The organism is Neisseria sp. P0021.S007 (genome assembly GCF_051956855.1).
Map to the genome: position 1 here is coordinate 66,542 of NZ_JBQCXA010000006.1, position 18,504 is coordinate 85,045.

Sequence of the window (18,504 nt, forward strand, 5' to 3'; positions counted from 1 at the left end):
TACTTGTTCAGACGGCCTTTTATATGTCTTTTCAGGTAAAATAATGCCTTTCGTTTTACACCCCCTTGCCTGCCATCATGATAGAAATTAAAAAACTCACCCTCCAACGCGGTTTGAAAGTCCTACTCGACAAAGCCGATGCCGTAATCAACCCCGGCCAACGCGTTGGTTTAATCGGTAAAAACGGTACGGGAAAATCCAGCCTGTTTGCGCTGATAAAAGGTGAAATCACACAAGATGGCGGCGAAATTCTTATTCCCAAAACATGGCGTCTGGCTTCTGTCTCTCAAGAAACGCCTGATTTAGATATCTCCGCTTTAGATTACGTTTTGCAAGGTGACGCTGAATTGCAGGCTTTTCAGACGGCCTTGGCTCAAGCAGAAGCGCAAAACGATGGCATGAAGCAAGCCGAATATCACGCCAAACTTGAAGAAATCGATGCCTATACTGCTCCGGCACGCGCCGCCAAACTGCTTAACGGCTTGGGTTTCGCACAAGAAGAACATACCCGTCCCGTCAAATCTTTTTCCGGCGGCTGGCGTATGCGCCTCAACCTTGCCCAAGCGCTGATTTGTCGTGCTGATTTGCTGCTTTTGGACGAACCGACCAACCATTTGGATTTAGAAACCGTACTATGGCTGGAAAACCATCTCGCTTCCCTGCCCTGTACGCAAATCATCATCTCCCATGACCGCGACTTTTTGAATGCCACCACAACGCACACCATCGAACTGTCGCAACAAAAACTGACCCAATACGGCGGCAATTACGATTTCTATCAAGCCGAACGCGCCCAACGTCTGGCGCAACAACAAGCCGCCTACGTCAAACAGCAGGCGCAAATCAAACATCTGCAATCCTTTATCGACCGTTTCAAAGCCAAAGCCACAAAGGCCGTACAAGCTCAAAGCCGCATGAAGGCATTAGCCAAGCTCGAGCGCATCGCCCCTGCTCATTTGGATAGCGAGTTTTCCTTTGAGTTTGCCAATCCGACCCACCTGCCCAACCCATTATTGAAACTCGACCATGCCGACTTGGGCTATGGCGACAATACCGTTTTACACGATATCACCTTGTCTCTGGAAAGCGGCGCACGTTACGGCCTATTGGGCGTTAACGGCAGCGGTAAATCCACATTTATCAAAGCATTGGCAGGAAAAATCGATTTACTTTCCGGCAGCATCGTACGCTCCGAAAAGCTCAATATCGGCTATTTTGCCCAACACCAACTGGACACATTGCGCGCCGATCAAAGTCCGGTTTGGCATATCCAACAGCTTTCGCCCGAAGTCCGCGAACAGGAAATCCGCAACTTTTTAGGCGGTTTCAACTTTGTCGGCGATATGGCGGTTCAAAAGACCGAGCCTTTTTCGGGTGGTGAAAAAGCGCGGCTCGCCCTTGCCATGATTATCTGGCAAAAACCTAATCTGCTGCTGCTTGACGAACCGACCAACCACCTAGACTTGGATATGCGCCACGCCCTAACACTTGCCCTGCAAAGTTTCCAAGGCGCATTGATTGTCGTATCGCACGACCGCAGCCTGCTTGAAGCGACTACCGACAGCTTCCTCCTTATCGACAAAGGCCGTCTGAACAACTTCGACGGCGATTTGAACGACTACCGTCAATGGCGGTTGGCACAAGAAAACGCTGCAGCAGCCCCCGCCGCATCTGCCCAAAGCCAAAGCCGCAAGGACACCAAGCGCATAGAAGCACAAATCCGTCAGGAAAAAGCCAAACGCAGCAAACCGATTCAGCAGAAGATCGACAAAGCCGAAAAAGAAATCGCACGATTGACTGATATTCAGACAGCCTGTGAAGCATTTTTGGCACAAGAATCTGCTTATTCAGAAGAAAATAAACCCAAATTGCAAGAGACACTCGCACAATTAACAGAAACTAAAGTAAAATTAACGCAACTGGAAGAAAACTGGCTGCAATGGCAGGAAGAGCTTGAGCAAATCCAAGTTGATGTCGAAGCCGAGTTTTCCCAATAAAAATAGAGCCATCAGGCCGTCTGAAATAAAACACAATACGGAAAAACATGACTTCAACCATCAAACAAGCCGGATACTTCCTCGTATCCTCTTTCGTCTTGGGCATTTCTCTTCATGCAGCCGCCGCAGTCTACTCCTGCGGCAACGGCAGCTATACCTCCGAACCCAAATCCTCCTGCGCACAGGCTCAATTGCCTAAAATCAGCGGCCATCAAGGCAGCGGTTACCACCTTAACATCCGAAGCCTCAATGCCTCTGATGAACGCGCAAGTGCAAAGCCTAAGAAAAAGGCACGCGCGGAAAAATCTGATAAACAAGAGAAAAAAGCCGACAAACCGAGCAAAAACAAAAACAGTGCAAAAGCTAAAAAACAGCAGCCCATACCGTCTGAACAAGAATAAAATGCTCAAGTGCAACGAATCAGCCCTATCTGAATCATGAAAAAATATCTGCTTACCCTATCCCTGCTGCCGCTCGCTGTTTTCAACAGCCAAGCCGACGCCGCAAAAATTTACACCTGTGAAGTCAACGGCTCGATTGTCTATACCTCGCGCCCAAGCGGCAACTGCCAGGCCGTCAACGATTTGCCGATTGTCGGAAAATACAGCAGCAGCCGATACGATGCCCCGGTCAGCGATGCGCCTACACTCAACGCGCCGACATCACAAGCGGCTCCGGCAAAAAGCAAAAATACGGCTGCAAAATCCAACCATAAGGTAACGCCCAAACCTGCCCCTGTCCGCACCACTTCTGAAACAGCTCCTCCTCCGGTTCCAAAATCCTCCGGCGTCAACAGTCGCCGCTCTATTCTGGAAACCGAGTTATCCAATGAACGCGCAGCTTTGGCCGATGCCAAAAAGCAACTGAGCCAAGCGCGGACAGCCAAAGGTGGCAGCGTCAATCAACAGGCCATCAGTACGCTGCAAGGTGCGGTTCTGGATAGAGAGAAAAACATTCAAGCCCTACAACGCGAACTGGGCAGAATGTAAGTCCAAATCAATCAAAACATCAGGCCGTCTGAATAGGTGGAAACGAAATCCAAAATTTTCGTCACGCCAAACAGACGGCCTGAATCCCATAATGATTACGCCCGTTTCAATTTCTTGTGCCCAGTAAATACGGTATAATTTGCCCTTTACGCACATTACCTCCGGTCTTTTCAGACGGCCTTTATCTCATGACTGCAAAATCTTCTAAAACCCAAACAAAAAAACGCGTCTCTACCAAACCGGCAGCCAAACCGACCACACGCAAATCCACCAAAGCACAAACTCAAGCCGACAATAAAGTCTCCCAACGCCTCAAGGCCGCCAAAGAGCTGCAAAGAAACGAAGAAAAAAAAGCGCGCCCCGAGCATGTCGTAAACTTGATTAATGATGCTTTATGGCTGTTTGGCTTGGTTATCACCATTTATCTGGCTATTTCCTTGGCCAGCTTCAGCATGGACGACCCTGCATGGTCGCGCAGCGTTCCCAAAAGCAACGATGTCGCCAACCTTGGCGGCCTCTTTGGCTCCTATCTTTCCGATGTCGGATATTATCTGTTCGGCCTGTCGTTTTGGTGGTGGATAGCTGCATCTTGCGTTTTCCTCTACAAAAACTTCCGCCCCATGAAAAAGCAGGAAAACCACAAGCCCTACAATCATGGCGTAGCCGCTTTGGCATTGTTTCTCCTGCTGGTGTGCAGCCCGATTATCGAACATTTTCTGTTTGACAACGCATTGAGCGAATCCCTTCCCGTTGGTGCCGGCGGCTTGGTCGGCTTACTTGCGGGCTCAGGCTTGGCTTGGCTATTGGGCAAATCAGGCAGCCTGTTGATTATGCTGGTGATGTTACTTTTATCCATTTCCCTGTTGGCTCAGGTGTCATGGTTGGAAGTCATGGCCAAATCCGGCAGCCATATGGGCGGCCTGTTTGGCAGCCTGATGAAAAAACTGTCTCAATTCCAAAATAGAAAAGAAGATGTCCGCACCGAAGCTTTGGAAACCCAAAATACGCGCCGCATGGTTAAAGAGGCCAAAACCATTACCGCCACTCCGGTTGCTCCGTTGGCAGGCAGCAGCAGCAACCGTAAAACTGTTGCCGTATCCGTTGCGCCGCCCCCTAAAATCCAAACTTCCCTGTTTGACGATACAGAACCTAAAAACAACGGCGAATACCACAAACCCAACATGAACCTGTTGCGTATGCCGTCTGAAGAACCGGTTGCCGTCAATCCGGATGAATTGCAACAGACCGCAGAATTGATTGAAGCCAAGCTGGCTGAATTCGGCATCGGCGTACAGGTTGTTTCCGCCACTTCCGGCCCCGTGATTACCCGCTACGAAATCGAACCGGCACAAGGTGTCAAAGGCAGTCAAATTGTCGCCCTGTCCAAAGATTTGGCGCGCTCGATGTCTCTGCAAGCGGTACGCATCGTAGAAACTATTGCCGGTAAAAACACCATGGGCATTGAATTGCCCAATGAGAAGCGCCAAGACGTCATGTTGAGCGAAATCCTCTCTTCATCCGTGTTTACCGACGCCAAGTCCAAACTGACCGTTGCCTTGGGTAAAGATATTGCGGGTACGCCCGTTGTCGGCGACTTGGCAAAAATGCCGCATCTTTTGGTCGCTGGTATGACCGGCTCGGGTAAATCCGTCGGCGTGAACGGCATGATTATGTCCATGCTCTTTAAAGCCACGCCCGACGAAGTCCGCTTCATCATGATTGACCCGAAAATGCTGGAATTGAGCATTTATGACGGCATTCCGCACCTGCTCTGCCCGGTTGTGACCGATATGCGCGAGGCCGGACAAGCATTGAACTGGTGTGTTGCCGAAATGGAAAAACGCTATCGTCTGCTTTCCCATGCCGGCGTGCGCAATCTGGACGGTTTCAACCAAAAAGTCGAACAAGCCAAAGCAGCAGGCAAACCATTACTCAATCCGTTCAGCTTAAATCCTGATGATCCTGAGCCTCTGGAAAAACTGCCGTTGATTGTGGTCGTTATCGACGAGTTGGCTGACTTGATGATGACCGAACGCAAATCCGTTGAGCAGCAAATCGCACGCCTTGCCCAAAAAGCGCGTGCGGCAGGTATTCACATGATTGTCGCCACCCAACGCCCAAGCGTTGATGTGGTTACCGGCCTGATTAAAGCCAACATTCCGACACGCATGGCCTTTACCGTACAAAGCAAAATCGACAGCCGCACCATTCTTGACCAAATGGGTGCGGACGAATTGCTCAAATACGGTGACTCATTATTCCTGCAACCGGGCAGCGCGGAACCGACACGCCTGCAAGGTGCGTTTGTTTCCGATGATGAAGTGCATCAGGTCGTCAATTTCGTCAAAGAACAGGCTCCGACCAATTATGTGGAAGGTCTGCTCAGTGGTGAAGCAGCCATCGAAACCACCAATATTGTCAATCCGAATGCAAACAGCGATGAGCTATTCGATCAAGCCGTTGCCTTCGTATTGGAAAGCCGGAAAACTTCCATTTCTGCACTGCAACGCCAATTACGCATCGGCTACAACCGTGCCGCCAATTTAGTAGATGCGCTTGAAAATGCCGGTGTTCTCTCTCCTGCAGACATCAACGGCAGCCGACGGATTCTGGCTCAAAAAGACCAGCTGTAAAAAACAACAATATTGAAACGCAAAGGCCGTCTGAAAAGAATTTCCTACTTTTCAGACGGCCTTTTTATGTTATTCGTGAAACATTGTGTTATACTAAGCAGCTAAATTTTGACCTTATGCACGCTTCCGAAATCTTTCGGAATACTGAGCAGAAGGATAACCGTTTAAACACAACAAATTTAAGGGCTTACGATGAGCGTAACTGTTGAAACTTTAGAAAATCTGGAACGCAAAGTAGTATTGTCTCTGCCTTGGTCCAAAATCAACGCAGAAACTGAGAAAAAACTGAAACAAACCCAACGCCGTGCAAAAGTTGACGGCTTCCGTCCGGGTAAAGCACCGTTCAAAATGATTGCCCAAATGTACGGCGCAAGCGCACAAAACGACGTTATCAACGAATTGGTACAACGCGAATTCTACGAAGTTGCCGTTGCTCAAGAATTGAAAGTTGCCGGTTACCCACGCTTTGAAGGCGTTGAAGAACAAGACGATCAAGAGTCTTTCAAAGTTGCCGCTATTTTTGAAGTCTTCCCCGAAGTAACCATCGGTGACCTTTCTGCCCAAGAAGTAGAAAAAGTTATTGCGACTGTTGGCGATGCCGAAGTTGACCAAACTGTAGAAATCCTGCGCAAACAACGCACCCGTTTCAACCATGTTGACCGTGAGGCCCAAAACGGCGACCGCGTCATCATCGACTTCGAAGGCAAAATCGACGGCGAACCTTTCGCCGGCGGCGCGTCTAAAAACTACGCTTTTGTATTGGGCGCAGGTCAAATGCTGCCTGAATTCGAAGCCGGTGTTGTCGGCATGAAAGCCGATGAAAGCAAAGACGTTACCGTAAACTTCCCTGAAGACTACCGCGGTAAAGATGTTGCCGGTAAATCTGCCGTATTCACCATCACTCTGAACAACGTTTCTGAAGCTACTTTGCCTGAAGTTAACGCTGACTTTGCTAAAGCTCTGGGCATTGAAGACGGCGACGTTGCCAAAATGCGTGAAGAAGTGAAGAAAAACGTCGGCCGCGAAGTTGAGCGCCGCATCGGTGAACAAACTAAAGAATCTGTAATGAACGCCCTGCTCAAAGCAGCCGATTTGCAAGTTCCTGTTGCTTTGGTCAACGAAGAAGCCGCTCGCTTGGCAAACGAAATGAAACAAAACTTCGTTAACCAAGGTATGGCTGACGCTGCCAACTTGGATCTGCCTTTGGATATGTTCAAAGAACAAGCAGAACGCCGCGTTTCTTTGGGTCTGATTTTGGCTAAATTGGTTGAAGAAAACAAACTTGAGCCAACTGAAGACCAAATCAAAGCCGTTGTTGCCAACTTCGCTGAAAGCTACGAAGATCCTCAAGAAGTTATCGACTGGTACTACGCAGAGCCTTCCCGCCTGCAAGGTCCGACTTCTTTGGCAGTAGAAAGCAACGTTGTTGATTTCGTTCTGAGCAAAGCTAAAGTAACTGAAAAAGCGCTGTCTTTTGACGAAGTAATGGGCGCACAAGCTTAATTGCTCCAAGGCCGTCTGAAACAGACAATCAAAAGCACCGAAGCGCTTTAAATGCTTTGGTGCTTTTCCATCATTAACAGGAGACAAAAATGTCCTTCGATTTCAATAATTACCTTGTCCCTACCGTTATCGAACAAAGCGGTCGCGGCGAGCGCGCATTCGACATCTACTCACGCCTTTTGAAAGAGCGCATCGTTTTCTTGATCGGCCCGGTGACAGACGAATCTGCCAATCTGGTTGTTGCGCAATTACTGTTCTTGGAAAGTGAAAACCCTGATAAAGATATCTTCTTCTATATCAACTCTCCGGGCGGTTCGGTTACTGCCGGTATGTCGATTTACGACACTATGAACTTCATCAAGCCTCATGTTTCTACCTTATGCTTGGGTCAAGCGGCAAGTATGGGCGCATTCCTGTTGTCCGCAGGCGAAAAAGGCAAACGCTTTGCCCTGCCAAACAGCCGCATCATGATTCACCAACCGCTCATCAGCGGCGGCTTGGCTGGTCAGGCTTCCGATATTGAAATTCACGCTAAAGAGCTGCTGAAAATCAAAGAGAAACTGAACCGCTTACTCGCCAAACATTGTGATCGCGATTTGGCCGACTTGGAACGCGATACCGACCGCGACAATTATATGTCTGCCGATGAAGCTAAAGAATATGGTTTGATTGACCAAGTTTTGGAAAACCGCGCCTCTCTGCAAGCCTAATCTTTATAGTTTTTAAATCAAAAGGCCGTCTGAAAAATATATATTCAGACGGCCTTTCTTCAATCTTACTTCGTGTTGTCTTTGTTATTCACTTGAACCGGATACAGCAAAATCAAAGGATTGGCTTTCACTTGACTCCAGAAACTCTTCAGCAGATTACGCATACTGCCCAAACGCGTGCCTCGAGAGCGGAGCGCAACGGCCAAAGCTAAAGAAAAGCTGACCACCAGATTCACCATGCCGATTGCCAATACACTTGCCAAGCCAAGCATAAAAGTGAATATATCTGCATGACCGCTAATCGCGGCATAACCCAAATTTGCCGAAGAAAACGCCACATGGCGAATATCCAGCGGCAAGCCGAAAAGATGGCCAAAATAGCCGGTCATACCTAAAAGCATACCGAAAATAAAATTGCCCATAAGCGAGCCGTAATGCTTATGAATATAAGCGGCCAGAAGGCGGCGTGGCTGCGGGCGCATGATTTTTCGTAACAACGGATTAAACGGCAGACGCTGACGCAGGTTCAGATAATCGGAACGATTGTCAAAAAAGCCGGCAATAATACCCGAACAAAATAACCATACACCGGCAATAGCGGCATACCATAAGGTCGGCTGAGTAAAAATCTCAATAGATTTAAGCTGGTAGGCTGTAACCGCCTCGTTTAATAAAGGCTGACCATGCGTGTAGGCATAACCCCAAGCGATCCCCGCCGCCAACAATATGGCAATCGATACATTGCCAAACACGGCAACACTTTGCGAACGGCACACATCAATCAGCAGTTTTGCCAATTTATTGTCCACCGCTTTGCTACCTTCATTTGAGTCCACCTGCTCGGCAAAGCTCGCCGCCGTCATGGCTGGCTGCTTGGTCGCAACAGTGCAGTGCAGCATATGAATCAGCATAAAGCCTAAGCCGTAGTTAAGTCCGGCAAGGAATGAAGTCGTAAACTCGCCGAACCCCAAAGACGCAATATGGATTTTATTCAATGCCATCAAAGCAATAATTACGCCACCGCCCGCTGCGGAATAAAACATTTTGAAATATTCGCTACGGTTGCGCGTAATGTAATGCTCGCCATGATGACTTTTGTTTTCCGTAATACTGCGTGCCAGCATTCGGATACTGCTTTTACGCAAGTGGCTGGTGCTGTATTGCTCCACCGCCGCATAAATCATCGCATTCATCAGATTGACAGTTAAGCGGGTACGGCTAGTTTCGATTTGAATATTGGTCAACAATTTCAGGCGGTCTATGGTTTGTTGCAGGCGTTCGAGCAAGTGGGCAACTTTTACTGACGAACCAGACCCGGCTCCGGTACCACGACGGCGCAAATAGTCAATTTGCTTTTCACACTGGTCAAACATAACCTCCAAATGCGCCGTGTCATAAGCTTCTTCGCTATGGCGATAGTGTTCCACCATCTTCGCAATTTCGCGCTGTAAAGCGACAAATGCAGAATCCGCTTCCAACAAACGGGGGGCAATCCGTATTAAATCTGGCTCAATCGCTTCGGAAGCAATCCAAATAGACAGCATTTCTACCGCTCGCAAACGGGCATCCGCCAACTGTCGGCTGGCCGTCTGAAGCAAAGCAGGATCCGCCTTACCCTGCAACAATTCATACATGCTCAACCATTGTCGCAAACTCAGTGTTTGCAACCATTTATCATCGTTTTCAGAATGAAAAAGATATAAAAACACTTCGCGCAAGTTGGAAAAATCTTTATAAGACGGACTGAACCGCTCATAAATCCGTATGCCCATTTCCCGGGTAAAACTATGGCGCGAGAAAATACCCAGTTTAATCAGCGCAGGATAAATGTGAACTTTAGACAGCCAAGTATAAAAGCGCAGGCTGAATTGACGGCATAAAGCATCGTCTTGTTTTAAAGTAGATAAAATCAAATCGAAACGTTCGGAAGCCTGTTTTTTACCTCCTCGGCGCAAAAATTTGATTAATGCATTGAGAATAAGAACAAAGTCGGTATCATTTAAGCGTTCCGACAAAATAATGTGAAGATTTTGATTAGTCAGTTTCTGCATTGTAGCATTATTACATAAAATGAGATATTTAGCAAGAACCTCGGCAAACAGGTCGAATTATATCGTATTCTTTATCAACCCATGTCACAAGATTTTCAATTAATATTCTCTAAAATTCAATGAATAATCAAATTACATAATAAATATATGATGTGAATCAATAACTAAGAAAGGCCGTCTGAATTCTTTCAGACGGCCTTTTACAACAACATACTACATTGTTTAAATCCTATGCAAACAAGAGCTTACCACCCTCTTCTTTAACATGGATTGTGCTATCAGGTGCATATTTGCCTTCAAGCAATGCTTTTGCCAGCGCATTTTCGATTTCTGACTGGATGGCGCGTTTGAGCGGACGGGCACCATACACAGGATCAAAACCGGCTTCGGCAATCAGATCCAAGGCAGCATCATCGACTTTCAGATGCAGATGTTGCACTTCCAAACGTTTTTCCAAACCTTTAAGCTGGATTTTCGCAATGCTGCGGATATTGGCCTGATCCAAACCATGGAACACGACTACTTCGTCAATACGGTTGATCATTTCAGGACGGAAATGTTCTTTCACATCCTCCATCACAACTTCTTTCACCGCTTCATAGTCTTGAGTACCCATTTGTTGGATATGTTGGCTACCAATATTAGAAGTCATCACGATAACGGTATTTTTGAAGTCCACAGTGCGGCCTTGTCCATCGGTCAAACGGCCGTCATCCAAAACTTGCAACAGGATGTTGAACACGTCGGGATGGGCTTTTTCCACTTCGTCCAAAAGAATCACGCTGTACGGTTTGCGGCGGACTTGTTCGGTCAGGTAACCGCCCTCTTCGTAGCCAACATAGCCGGGAGGAGCACCGATTAAGCGGGCAACAGCATGTTTTTCCATGTATTCGGACATATCGATACGAATCAGATGATCTTCGCTGTCAAACAGGAAGCCTGCCAATGCCTTACACAATTCGGTCTTACCCACACCGGTCGGGCCTAAGAACAAGAAGCTGCCATAAGGTTTATTCGGATCGGCCAAACCAGAACGGCTACGGCGGATAGCGTCGGACACAGCACGCACGGCTTCGTCTTGACCAACCACGCGGCGGTGTAATACTTCTTCCATCTTCAGCAGCTTATCGCGTTCACCTTCCATCATTTTTGACACAGGAATGCCGGTCATACGGGAAACGATTTCGGCCACTTCGTCCGCACCAACTTCGGTACGGAAGAGTTTGTTTTGTTTTTTGCCGTCGGGGTTACTTTCCGCAGCTTGCAACTGTGCGCCCAATTTCGGCAACTCACCGTATTCGAGTTCGGACGCACGGGCAAAATCGCCTTGGCGTTTGGCCTGCTCGATTTTGACTTTGATGTCGTCCATCTGTTTCTTGATGTCGGCGGTACTGGAAGACGCCGCTTTTTCGGCTTTCCAGATTTCGTCCAAATCGGCGTATTCTTTTTGCAGGCCGTCAATTTCTTCGTCTATCAGTTCCAAACGTTTTTTGCTGGCGTCATCGCTTTCTTTGGCAACGTGCATTTTTTCCATTTTGAGCTGGATAATGCGACGGTCAAGTTTATCCATTTGCTCAGGTTTGCTATCCAGCTCCATTTTGATGCGGCTGGCTGCTTCGTCGATCAAATCAATCGCTTTATCAGGCAGGAAGCGGTCGGTAATATAACGGTCGCTCAACTCCGCTGCGGCAACGATAGCAGGGTCGGTAATATCGATACCGTGGTGGATTTCATAACGCTCTTGCAAACCGCGCAAAATAGCGATGGTGTCTTCCACGCTGGGCTCGCCGACCAATACTTTTTGGAAGCGGCGTTCGAGTGCCGCATCTTTCTCGATGTACTGACGATATTCGTCCAAAGTAGTCGCGCCTATGCAGTGCAGTTCGCCGCGTGCCAAGGCCGGTTTCAACATATTACCTGCGTCCATCGCACCGTCGGTTTTACCTGCACCAACCAAAGTATGGATTTCGTCAATGAAAATCAAAGTGTTACCATCATCTTTAGCCAAGTCGTTCAAAACGCCTTTCAAGCGTTCTTCAAATTCGCCACGGTATTTCGCGCCGGCAATCAAAGCCGCCAAGTCCAGAACCAAAAGGCGTTTGTTACGTAGGGATTCAGGCACTTCGCCGTTAACAATACGTTGCGCCAGGCCTTCAACAATAGCGGTTTTACCCACACCAGGTTCACCAATCAGCACAGGGTTATTTTTGGTACGGCGTTGCAATACCTGAATTGCACGACGGATTTCATCATCGCGGCCGATAACAGGGTCGAGCTTACCGTCTCGGGCGCGTTGAGTCAGGTCAAGTGTGTATTTTTTCAAAGCATCGCGTTGGTCTTCGGCATTCGCATCGTTCACGTTTTGTCCTCCTCGTACCGCATCAATCGCGGCATTGATATTTTGTTCGGTTGCACCGGCTTCTTTCAAAATTTTGCCGGTCGCATCATTCTGCTGAACCAAAGCCAGCAGGAAAAGTTCGCTGGCGATATAGGCATCGCCACGTTTGGTCGCAGCCTTGTCCATCAAGTTCAATACAGCTTGCAGCTCACGGCTAGGCATAATATCGCCACCTTGACCGGATACTTTTGGCAAGCTGCTCAAATGTTGCTGCAAACGTTGTTTTACTTGAGGCACATTCACACCTGCATGAGCCAGTAACGCAGCAGTACCACTGTTTTGATCGTCAAGCAACGCTTTTAAGATAAAGCCTGCCTCTAGGTAGCTGCTGTCCGCAGCCAAAGCCAGACTTTGACCTTCTTGCAGAGCTTGCTGAAATTTGGCAGTCAATTTATCAAATCTCATTTTAAGTTCCTCTTCAAATATATTCTGTTAGGGCCTATATAAGCGCAAATGTGGATAACTCAAGAGCCATTTATCCCATTAATCAACAATTTTTACTATATTATTGTTTTATAACGTTTTATTTTTATGATTTTATGTGCATAACTTTTATTATCCATCTACTCTTTACTCAAAAGGCCGTCTGAAAAATCAAGAATAATCAGGTATAATCGGCACCATATTTATTTTCAGACGGCCTTTGTGCCGAAGGATACTTTCATGAGCAAAAAACGAGTTTTAACAGGCGTTACCACAACAGGTATTCCACACTTGGGCAACTACGTCGGTGCCATCCGCCCGGCCATCCGCGCGGCGCAAGATTCCAATACCGAATCATTCCTCTTTTTGGCCGACTATCACGGCATCATCAAATGTCATGAGCCGGAAATGATTCATCAATCTACTCAAGCTGTTGCCGCCACATGGCTCGCCTGCGGACTCAATCCGGAACAGACCACTTTCTACCGTCAAAGCGATATTCCCGAAGTGATGGAGTTGAACTGGATTCTGACCTGTATTACCGCAAAAGGCCTGATGAACCGCGCTCACGCTTATAAAGCCGCAGTACAGGCAAATACCGAAAACGGTCAGGAAGATCCGGATCATGGCGTGGAAATGGGTCTGTACAGCTACCCTATCCTCATGACTGCCGACATTCTTATGTTCAATGCCCATGAAGTACCAGTCGGTCGCGACCAAATCCAACACGTTGAAATGGCACGCGATATTGCCGGCCGCTTCAACCACCGCTTCCAAGAACTCTTCACCCTGCCAGAAGTGAAAATTGACGAAAATGTCGAACTCTTGGTCGGCTTGGACGGACGCAAAATGTCCAAGTCCTACGGCAATACCATTCCGCTTTGGGAAAACGACAAGAAAACCCAAAAATCCGTTAACAAAATCATCACCAACATGAAAGAGCCCGGCGAACCGAAACAGCCTGATGAAAGTCCTCTGTTTGAAATCTACAAAGCCTTCTCCACGCCGTCTGAAACTGCCGAGTTTACACAAATGCTGGCCGAAGGCCTTGCTTGGGGTGAGGCTAAGAAACTCTTGGGCGCAAAAATCAATGCCGAGCTCGCAGAACCGCGCGAGCGTTACAATGAGTTGACAGCCAAACCCTCTCAAATTGAAGACATTTTGCAGGCCGGCGCACAAAAAGCGCGTAAAGAAGCACGCGAATTGTTGGATAAAGTACGCGATGCAGTAGGTATTCGTCCGTTGAAATAATAATAGTAAGGCCGTCTGAATATTTTAGACGGCCATAATATCGTTTATCATTTGAAATATAATCGTTTTCTAGGGTTTCTCATATGAAAAAAACCTTCCCCCTTATCTTGCTCAGCCTTTCATTGGCTGCCTGCGGCGGTAAATCTGAAGATACTGCCGCCAATGATGCTGCTTCAGGCAAAGCGCCCAAGCCTACCTTCAAAGTTAAATATATCGATGAACAAGCCATAGCCGGTTTGGATTTAGGTACAGCTCAAGACGGCGAAACGAAAGAAGGTAAGAAACAACGCACCTATCCGATTAACGGCATAGAGGGCGGTGTTATCAATCTGATTGGTAAGCACCCTACCGACTTAGAAGTCATCAGCGGCCAATGCATGGAAAAAAATGAAAAAGGCGTTTCAGCCGGCTGGTCAGCCAACGGCGTCTGCCACACTGCCTTTGCAAAAATGGTGGACAATATCGCCCAAGACGGCAGCAAACTGACCGACTATCTGATTTCACACGCTGCTTTGCAGCCTTATACCGAGGGCAAAAGCGGTTATGCCGCCGTCCAAAACGGCCGCTATATTTTAGAAATTGACAGCGAAGGCATGTTCTATTTCCGTCGCCGTCATTACTAAAATCCTGCCTATCCTATTTTCCTCCTGACACAAGGACTGAATCATGGCTCAAGTTACTTTCCAAGGCTCTCCTATTTCTACAAACGGCAATTTGCCTGCCATCGGCCAAGTTGCACCTGATTTCACATTGGTAGCAGCAGACCTATCTGAGAAATCATTGGCTAACTTTGCAGGCAAACGCAAAGTGCTGAATATTTTCCCTAGCATTGACACCGGCGTATGTGCCCAGTCCGTCCGCACTTTCAACAAATGCGCCTCTTCTTTGGACAATACCGTCGTCTTGTGCATTTCTGCCGATTTACCGTTTGCACAAGCCCGTTTCTGCGGCGCAGAAGGTTTAGAAAATGTTGTGACACTTTCTACATTCCGCAGCAGCTTTTCTAACGATTACGGTGTTACACTGACAGAAAGCCCATTACGTGGCCTTACTGCCCGCGCAGTGGTGGTTTTGAACGAGCAAAACCAAGTTCTCCACGCTGAATTGGTTTCTGAAATTGCGAACGAGCCTGACTACGAAGCAGCTTTGGCTGTTTTGTAATTAACCAAATAAAATCAGGCCGTCTGAAAATTTTCAGACGGCCTGAGACCTTTGCAAAATTCCTTTTCCCCCGACAGCCGAAACCTAAACAAAGATTTTCGGCTGTTTGTGTTTCAAATATCCACTGATTCTACCCAAATACCCCCTTAATCCCTCTTGGATACCTGATTAATCAGGCATCCAACCGCCTTTTAGGCAGCAACAGGCGCACTTAGCCTGAGACCTTTAGCTTATCTTCAAAATAAAAACGGTAGCTTAAAAGCTACCGTTTTCTGTTTCAAACCTTATACAGATTTATCTGTTTTGTCTGCTTCTACTGACTCAGTATTCTGAACCTCATTTTGCTCAACAGGTTCAACAGCTTCAGCAACAGGAGCTTCAGGCTCTTCTACTTTGTCATCGCGGACATTGTGGCTGTAATCCTTAGGCGGACTAGGCTGTTTACCAGCCATAATTTCCAAAACTTGGTCTCGATCGATGGTTTCCCAATCCATCAGTGCCCTGCACATGGTTTCCATCTTATCACGACTTTCATCCAAGATTTTGTAAGCCACTTGGTATTGCTCTTCTAAAATACGGCGGATTTCCGCATCGATATCTTGTTGGGTTTTCTCGGAAATATTTTGAGAACGGGTTACGCTACGACCCAAGAATACTTCACCTTCGTTCTCAGCATAAACCATCACACCCATTTTGTCGCTCATACCATAACGCGTTACCATCTCGCGTGCCATTTGAGTTGCACGCTCGAAGTCGTTAGATGCACCGGTAGAAATACGGCCAATAAAAATATCTTCAGCAATACGGCCACCAAACAAGATTGAGAGCTGGCTCAGCATTTGGTCTTTGTACATACTGATGCGGTCACGCTCAGGCAGTTGCCAAGTCAAACCCAATGCACGGCCACGAGGCATAATCGTTACTTTGTGAACCGGATCGGTAAACGGCAGGCTTTCCGCTACGATTGCATGACCGGCCTCATGATAGGCTGTTGCACGTTTTTCATCTTCGTGCATCACCATGCTGCGACGTTCCGGACCCATGTAGATTTTGTCTTTCGCATCTTCAAAGTCGCTTTGATCAACTTTAACTTTATTGCGACGGCCGGCAAACAAAGCTGCTTCATTGACCAAGTTTGCCAAATCCGCACCTGAAAAACCAGGTGTACCACGAGCCAAAGAAGTCAAATCTACGGAGGCATCCAAAGGTACTTTTTTAGCGTGTACTTTTAAGATTTGCTCACGGCCACGAATATCAGGCAATGGAACAACGACTTGACGGTCAAAACGGCCCGGACGCTGCAACGCAGGGTCAAGTACATCAGGACGGTTGGTTGCTGCGATCACAATAACAGTTTGGTTGCTTTCAAAACCATCCATTTCAACCAATAATTGGTTTAATGTTTGCTCACGCTCATCATTGCCACCGCCCAAACCGGCACCACGCTGACGGCCGACCGCATCAATTTCATCAATAAAGATGATACATGGAGCGTTTTTCTTGGCCTGCTCGAACATATCGCGGACACGGCTCGCACCGACACCGACAAACATTTCTACGAAGTCAGAACCTGAGATACTGAAGAATGGCACCCCTGCCTCACCAGCAATCGCTTTGGCCAGCAATGTTTTACCCGTACCAGGGCTACCAGCCAACAAAATACCACGCGGCACACGACCGCCTAAGCTTTGGTAACGATTGGGGGCTTTTAAATAATCTACGATTTCTTGTACTTCTTCTTTTGCCTCATCACAACCGGCAACATCGGCAAAAGTCACTTTATTGGAATCTTTATCCAACAAACGCGCACGGCTTTTACCAAAAGAGAAGGCGCCGCCTTTACCGCCACCGCCGCTTTGCATGCGCATGAAGTAGAACCATGCACCGATCAACAACAAAACAGGCAGCAGGCTGTAAAACAGACTGGCCAGCATGCTTGGTTTTTCTTCCGGAGTCACTTTGACGCGTACTTTGTTATCCAACAGTGTTTTAACCAAGTTGTCATCCAAAGGCGCATTGGTATAGAAGGCAGTTTTATCGGTGCGCTCACCTTTAATCAGATAGCCGCTGACAACAGATCCTTCAATATTGACATTGGATACTTCGCCACTATTAACTTGCTGAATAAATTGAGAATATTCGATTTGCTGTTTATCTTCCTGCTTATCGCTGAGTGCATTGAATGCTGCTAAAAGCATAGCACCACCCACTACCCAGACTAATATGTTTTTAATGGTATTCCCCACTGAACAGGCTCCATGGTTACAAAATAAATAAAATCAAGGGAAAGAATTTTAAAGCACCTACCCTACATTGTCAGCGTTTATTTTTACCTAATAGGTAAATCTCACTGGAACGATTGCGGGAAGCATCCGGCTTTCGAGTTTGTACACTGGCAAAAATTTCACGCATAGCCGCCGTATACTCTTGATAACCCGCGCCTTGAAACACCTTCACTAGAAAACTGCCTCCGGTTTTCAAATGTTGGGAGGCAAAATCCAAAGCCAGTTCACACAAATAAAAACTGCGTGCCTGGTCTGTTACGGCATTGCCTGACATATTGGGTGCCATATCACAGATTACAAGGTCTAACGGACGATTATCCAATAAGGCTTCAAACTGTTCCAAAACAGCATCTTCCCTAAAGTCGCCCTGAATAAACGACACGCCTTCAATAGCATCCATCGGCAAAATATCCAAAGCAAACACTGCCCCTGTTTTACCGACCAGCTTGGCCGCTACCTGTGACCAACTTCCCGGCGCGCTGCCCAAATCCGCCAAAACCGTACCCGGCTTGATTAATTTATCTTTTTGATTGATTTCCAATAATTTATAAGCCGCTCTGGCACGATATCCGTCTTTTTGTGCCATATGGACATAATGATCGTTGACGTGCTCATGCAGCCATGCTTTTGAAGATTTTGAGCGTACAGCCATCTTGATTTGAAATGCTTAAGTTGAAATCAGCATTGTACGTTATTTCCCCCGTAAATGTTCTAAATCGCGTACAATATAGCCATTATTCTTTTTAATTGGATACTTATCAAAATGAGCGACAACAAACTAAGCACCAAAGAAATTTTGGCCTTGAAAGCCCAAGCACACCACCTTCATCCCGTTGTTATTGTTGGCCAACAAGGTTTGACCGACTCCGTCATTAAAGAAACCGACGCCGCATTGACAGCACACGAATTGATTAAAGTCCGTGTTTTTGGCGATGATCGTGCTGAACGTATTGAAATTTGTGATGCCCTGTGTGAAACACTGGGTGCTCAACTGGTGCAACATATTGGCAAATTACTTGTTTTGTGGCGTAAAAAACCGGATGATAAATAATTTAAACTGAATAAACAGCAGAAGTATTTTCTCAACCCACTTTATCATATCC

At 47.2% G+C, this 18,504-nt stretch carries 13 protein-coding genes and 2 pseudogenes; 11 read left to right on the forward strand and 4 right to left on the reverse strand.

The genetic code is table 11. The features are described 5' to 3' along the window. Positions 1 to 77: 77 nt before the first annotated feature. The 7 genes and pseudogenes from ACTHUR_RS08530 to clpP all read left to right on the forward strand — a co-directional run bounded on the left by ACTHUR_RS08530 (position 78) and on the right by clpP (position 7,832). Positions 78 to 1,997 carry an ATP-binding cassette domain-containing protein gene (locus ACTHUR_RS08530; protein WP_070695595.1) on the forward strand — a complete coding sequence of 640 codons (1,920 nt, stop codon included), beginning with the start codon at positions 78 to 80 and terminating at the stop codon, positions 1,995 to 1,997. A gap of 47 nt (positions 1,998 to 2,044) precedes the next feature. Then, positions 2,045 to 2,398, forward strand: coding sequence for a hypothetical protein (locus ACTHUR_RS08535; RefSeq protein ID WP_004520602.1), 354 nt, complete (start codon positions 2,045 to 2,047; stop codon positions 2,396 to 2,398). 36 nt (positions 2,399 to 2,434) lie between these two features. Further along, complete coding sequence (locus ACTHUR_RS08540; protein WP_049336128.1) at positions 2,435 to 2,986, forward strand: hypothetical protein; 552 nt, start codon at positions 2,435 to 2,437, stop codon at positions 2,984 to 2,986. A 188-nt stretch (positions 2,987 to 3,174) separates the two neighbouring features. Beyond that, positions 3,175 to 3,877: pseudogene (locus tag ACTHUR_RS08545) on the forward strand (DNA translocase FtsK 4TM domain-containing protein); the annotation flags it as partial. A 98-nt stretch (positions 3,878 to 3,975) separates the two neighbouring features. Next, positions 3,976 to 5,619: pseudogene (locus ACTHUR_RS08550) on the forward strand (DNA translocase FtsK); the annotation flags it as partial. Positions 5,620 to 5,811: 192 nt separating this feature from the next. Then, a complete protein-coding gene (gene tig, locus ACTHUR_RS08555; protein WP_440361167.1) occupies positions 5,812 to 7,122 on the forward strand; it encodes a trigger factor in 1,311 nt (436 codons plus the stop codon). A gap of 89 nt (positions 7,123 to 7,211) precedes the next feature. Further along, entirely contained in the window at positions 7,212 to 7,832 is a 621-nt protein-coding gene (clpP, locus tag ACTHUR_RS08560; protein ID WP_003683589.1) for an ATP-dependent Clp endopeptidase proteolytic subunit ClpP, read from the forward strand. Between the two features lie 65 nt (positions 7,833 to 7,897). Here the strand turns inward: clpP and ACTHUR_RS08565 are convergent, their stop codons facing one another. Both ACTHUR_RS08565 and clpB read right to left on the reverse strand, forming a co-directional pair. After that, positions 7,898 to 9,883: a site-specific recombinase gene (locus ACTHUR_RS08565; protein ID WP_440361168.1), complete on the reverse strand. Its 1,986-nt coding sequence runs from the start codon at positions 9,881 to 9,883 to the stop codon at positions 7,898 to 7,900. Between the two features lie 229 nt (positions 9,884 to 10,112). After that, complete coding sequence (clpB, locus tag ACTHUR_RS08570) at positions 10,113 to 12,686, reverse strand: ATP-dependent chaperone ClpB (RefSeq protein ID WP_049336134.1); 2,574 nt, start codon at positions 12,684 to 12,686, stop codon at positions 10,113 to 10,115. Between the two features lie 258 nt (positions 12,687 to 12,944). On the opposite strand from clpB, the gene trpS reads away from it, so the two are divergent. The 3 genes from trpS (at position 12,945) to tpx (ending at position 15,116) form a co-directional block, all read left to right on the forward strand. Next, positions 12,945 to 13,955, forward strand: coding sequence for a tryptophan--tRNA ligase (gene trpS, locus ACTHUR_RS08575; RefSeq protein WP_004520609.1), 1,011 nt, complete (start codon positions 12,945 to 12,947; stop codon positions 13,953 to 13,955). 83 nt (positions 13,956 to 14,038) lie between these two features. After that, complete coding sequence (locus tag ACTHUR_RS08580; protein WP_004520610.1) at positions 14,039 to 14,578, forward strand: hypothetical protein; 540 nt, start codon at positions 14,039 to 14,041, stop codon at positions 14,576 to 14,578. A gap of 43 nt (positions 14,579 to 14,621) precedes the next feature. Next, the gene (gene tpx, locus ACTHUR_RS08585) at positions 14,622 to 15,116 is read left to right on the forward strand and encodes a thiol peroxidase (RefSeq protein ID WP_004520611.1); all 495 of its coding nucleotides are present in this window, start codon (positions 14,622 to 14,624) and stop codon (positions 15,114 to 15,116) included. 284 nt (positions 15,117 to 15,400) lie between these two features. Here tpx and ftsH read toward each other — a convergent pair whose 3' ends face one another. Both ftsH and ACTHUR_RS08595 read right to left on the reverse strand, forming a co-directional pair. Further along, complete coding sequence (gene ftsH, locus ACTHUR_RS08590) at positions 15,401 to 17,362, reverse strand: ATP-dependent zinc metalloprotease FtsH (RefSeq protein WP_004520612.1); 1,962 nt, start codon at positions 17,360 to 17,362, stop codon at positions 15,401 to 15,403. A gap of 70 nt (positions 17,363 to 17,432) precedes the next feature. Beyond that, positions 17,433 to 18,053, reverse strand: coding sequence for an RlmE family RNA methyltransferase (locus ACTHUR_RS08595; RefSeq protein ID WP_004520613.1), 621 nt, complete (start codon positions 18,051 to 18,053; stop codon positions 17,433 to 17,435). A 111-nt stretch (positions 18,054 to 18,164) separates the two neighbouring features. Between ACTHUR_RS08595 and yhbY the strand changes: the two genes are divergently transcribed. Further along, positions 18,165 to 18,452, forward strand: a complete 288-nt coding sequence (gene yhbY / locus ACTHUR_RS08600; protein ID WP_004520614.1) for a ribosome assembly RNA-binding protein YhbY — start codon at positions 18,165 to 18,167, stop codon at positions 18,450 to 18,452. Positions 18,453 to 18,504 lie beyond the last annotated feature (52 nt).

Coding starts and splice junctions, on each gene's coding strand:
- trpS (WP_004520609.1), top strand. CDS start 12,945: ATGAGCAAAAAACGAGTTTTAACAGGCGTTACCACAACAGGTATTCCA.
- tpx (WP_004520611.1), top strand. CDS start 14,622: ATGGCTCAAGTTACTTTCCAAGGCTCTCCTATTTCTACAAACGGCAAT.
- clpP (WP_003683589.1), top strand. CDS start 7,212: ATGTCCTTCGATTTCAATAATTACCTTGTCCCTACCGTTATCGAACAA.
- tig (WP_440361167.1), top strand. CDS start 5,812: ATGAGCGTAACTGTTGAAACTTTAGAAAATCTGGAACGCAAAGTAGTA.
- clpB (WP_049336134.1), bottom strand. CDS start 12,686: ATGAGATTTGATAAATTGACTGCCAAATTTCAGCAAGCTCTGCAAGAA.
- ACTHUR_RS08535 (WP_004520602.1), top strand. CDS start 2,045: ATGACTTCAACCATCAAACAAGCCGGATACTTCCTCGTATCCTCTTTC.
- ACTHUR_RS08530 (WP_070695595.1), top strand. CDS start 78: ATGATAGAAATTAAAAAACTCACCCTCCAACGCGGTTTGAAAGTCCTA.
- yhbY (WP_004520614.1), top strand. CDS start 18,165: ATGAGCGACAACAAACTAAGCACCAAAGAAATTTTGGCCTTGAAAGCC.
- ACTHUR_RS08595 (WP_004520613.1), bottom strand. CDS start 18,053: ATGGCTGTACGCTCAAAATCTTCAAAAGCATGGCTGCATGAGCACGTC.
- ACTHUR_RS08565 (WP_440361168.1), bottom strand. CDS start 9,883: ATGCAGAAACTGACTAATCAAAATCTTCACATTATTTTGTCGGAACGC.
- ACTHUR_RS08580 (WP_004520610.1), top strand. CDS start 14,039: ATGAAAAAAACCTTCCCCCTTATCTTGCTCAGCCTTTCATTGGCTGCC.
- ACTHUR_RS08540 (WP_049336128.1), top strand. CDS start 2,435: ATGAAAAAATATCTGCTTACCCTATCCCTGCTGCCGCTCGCTGTTTTC.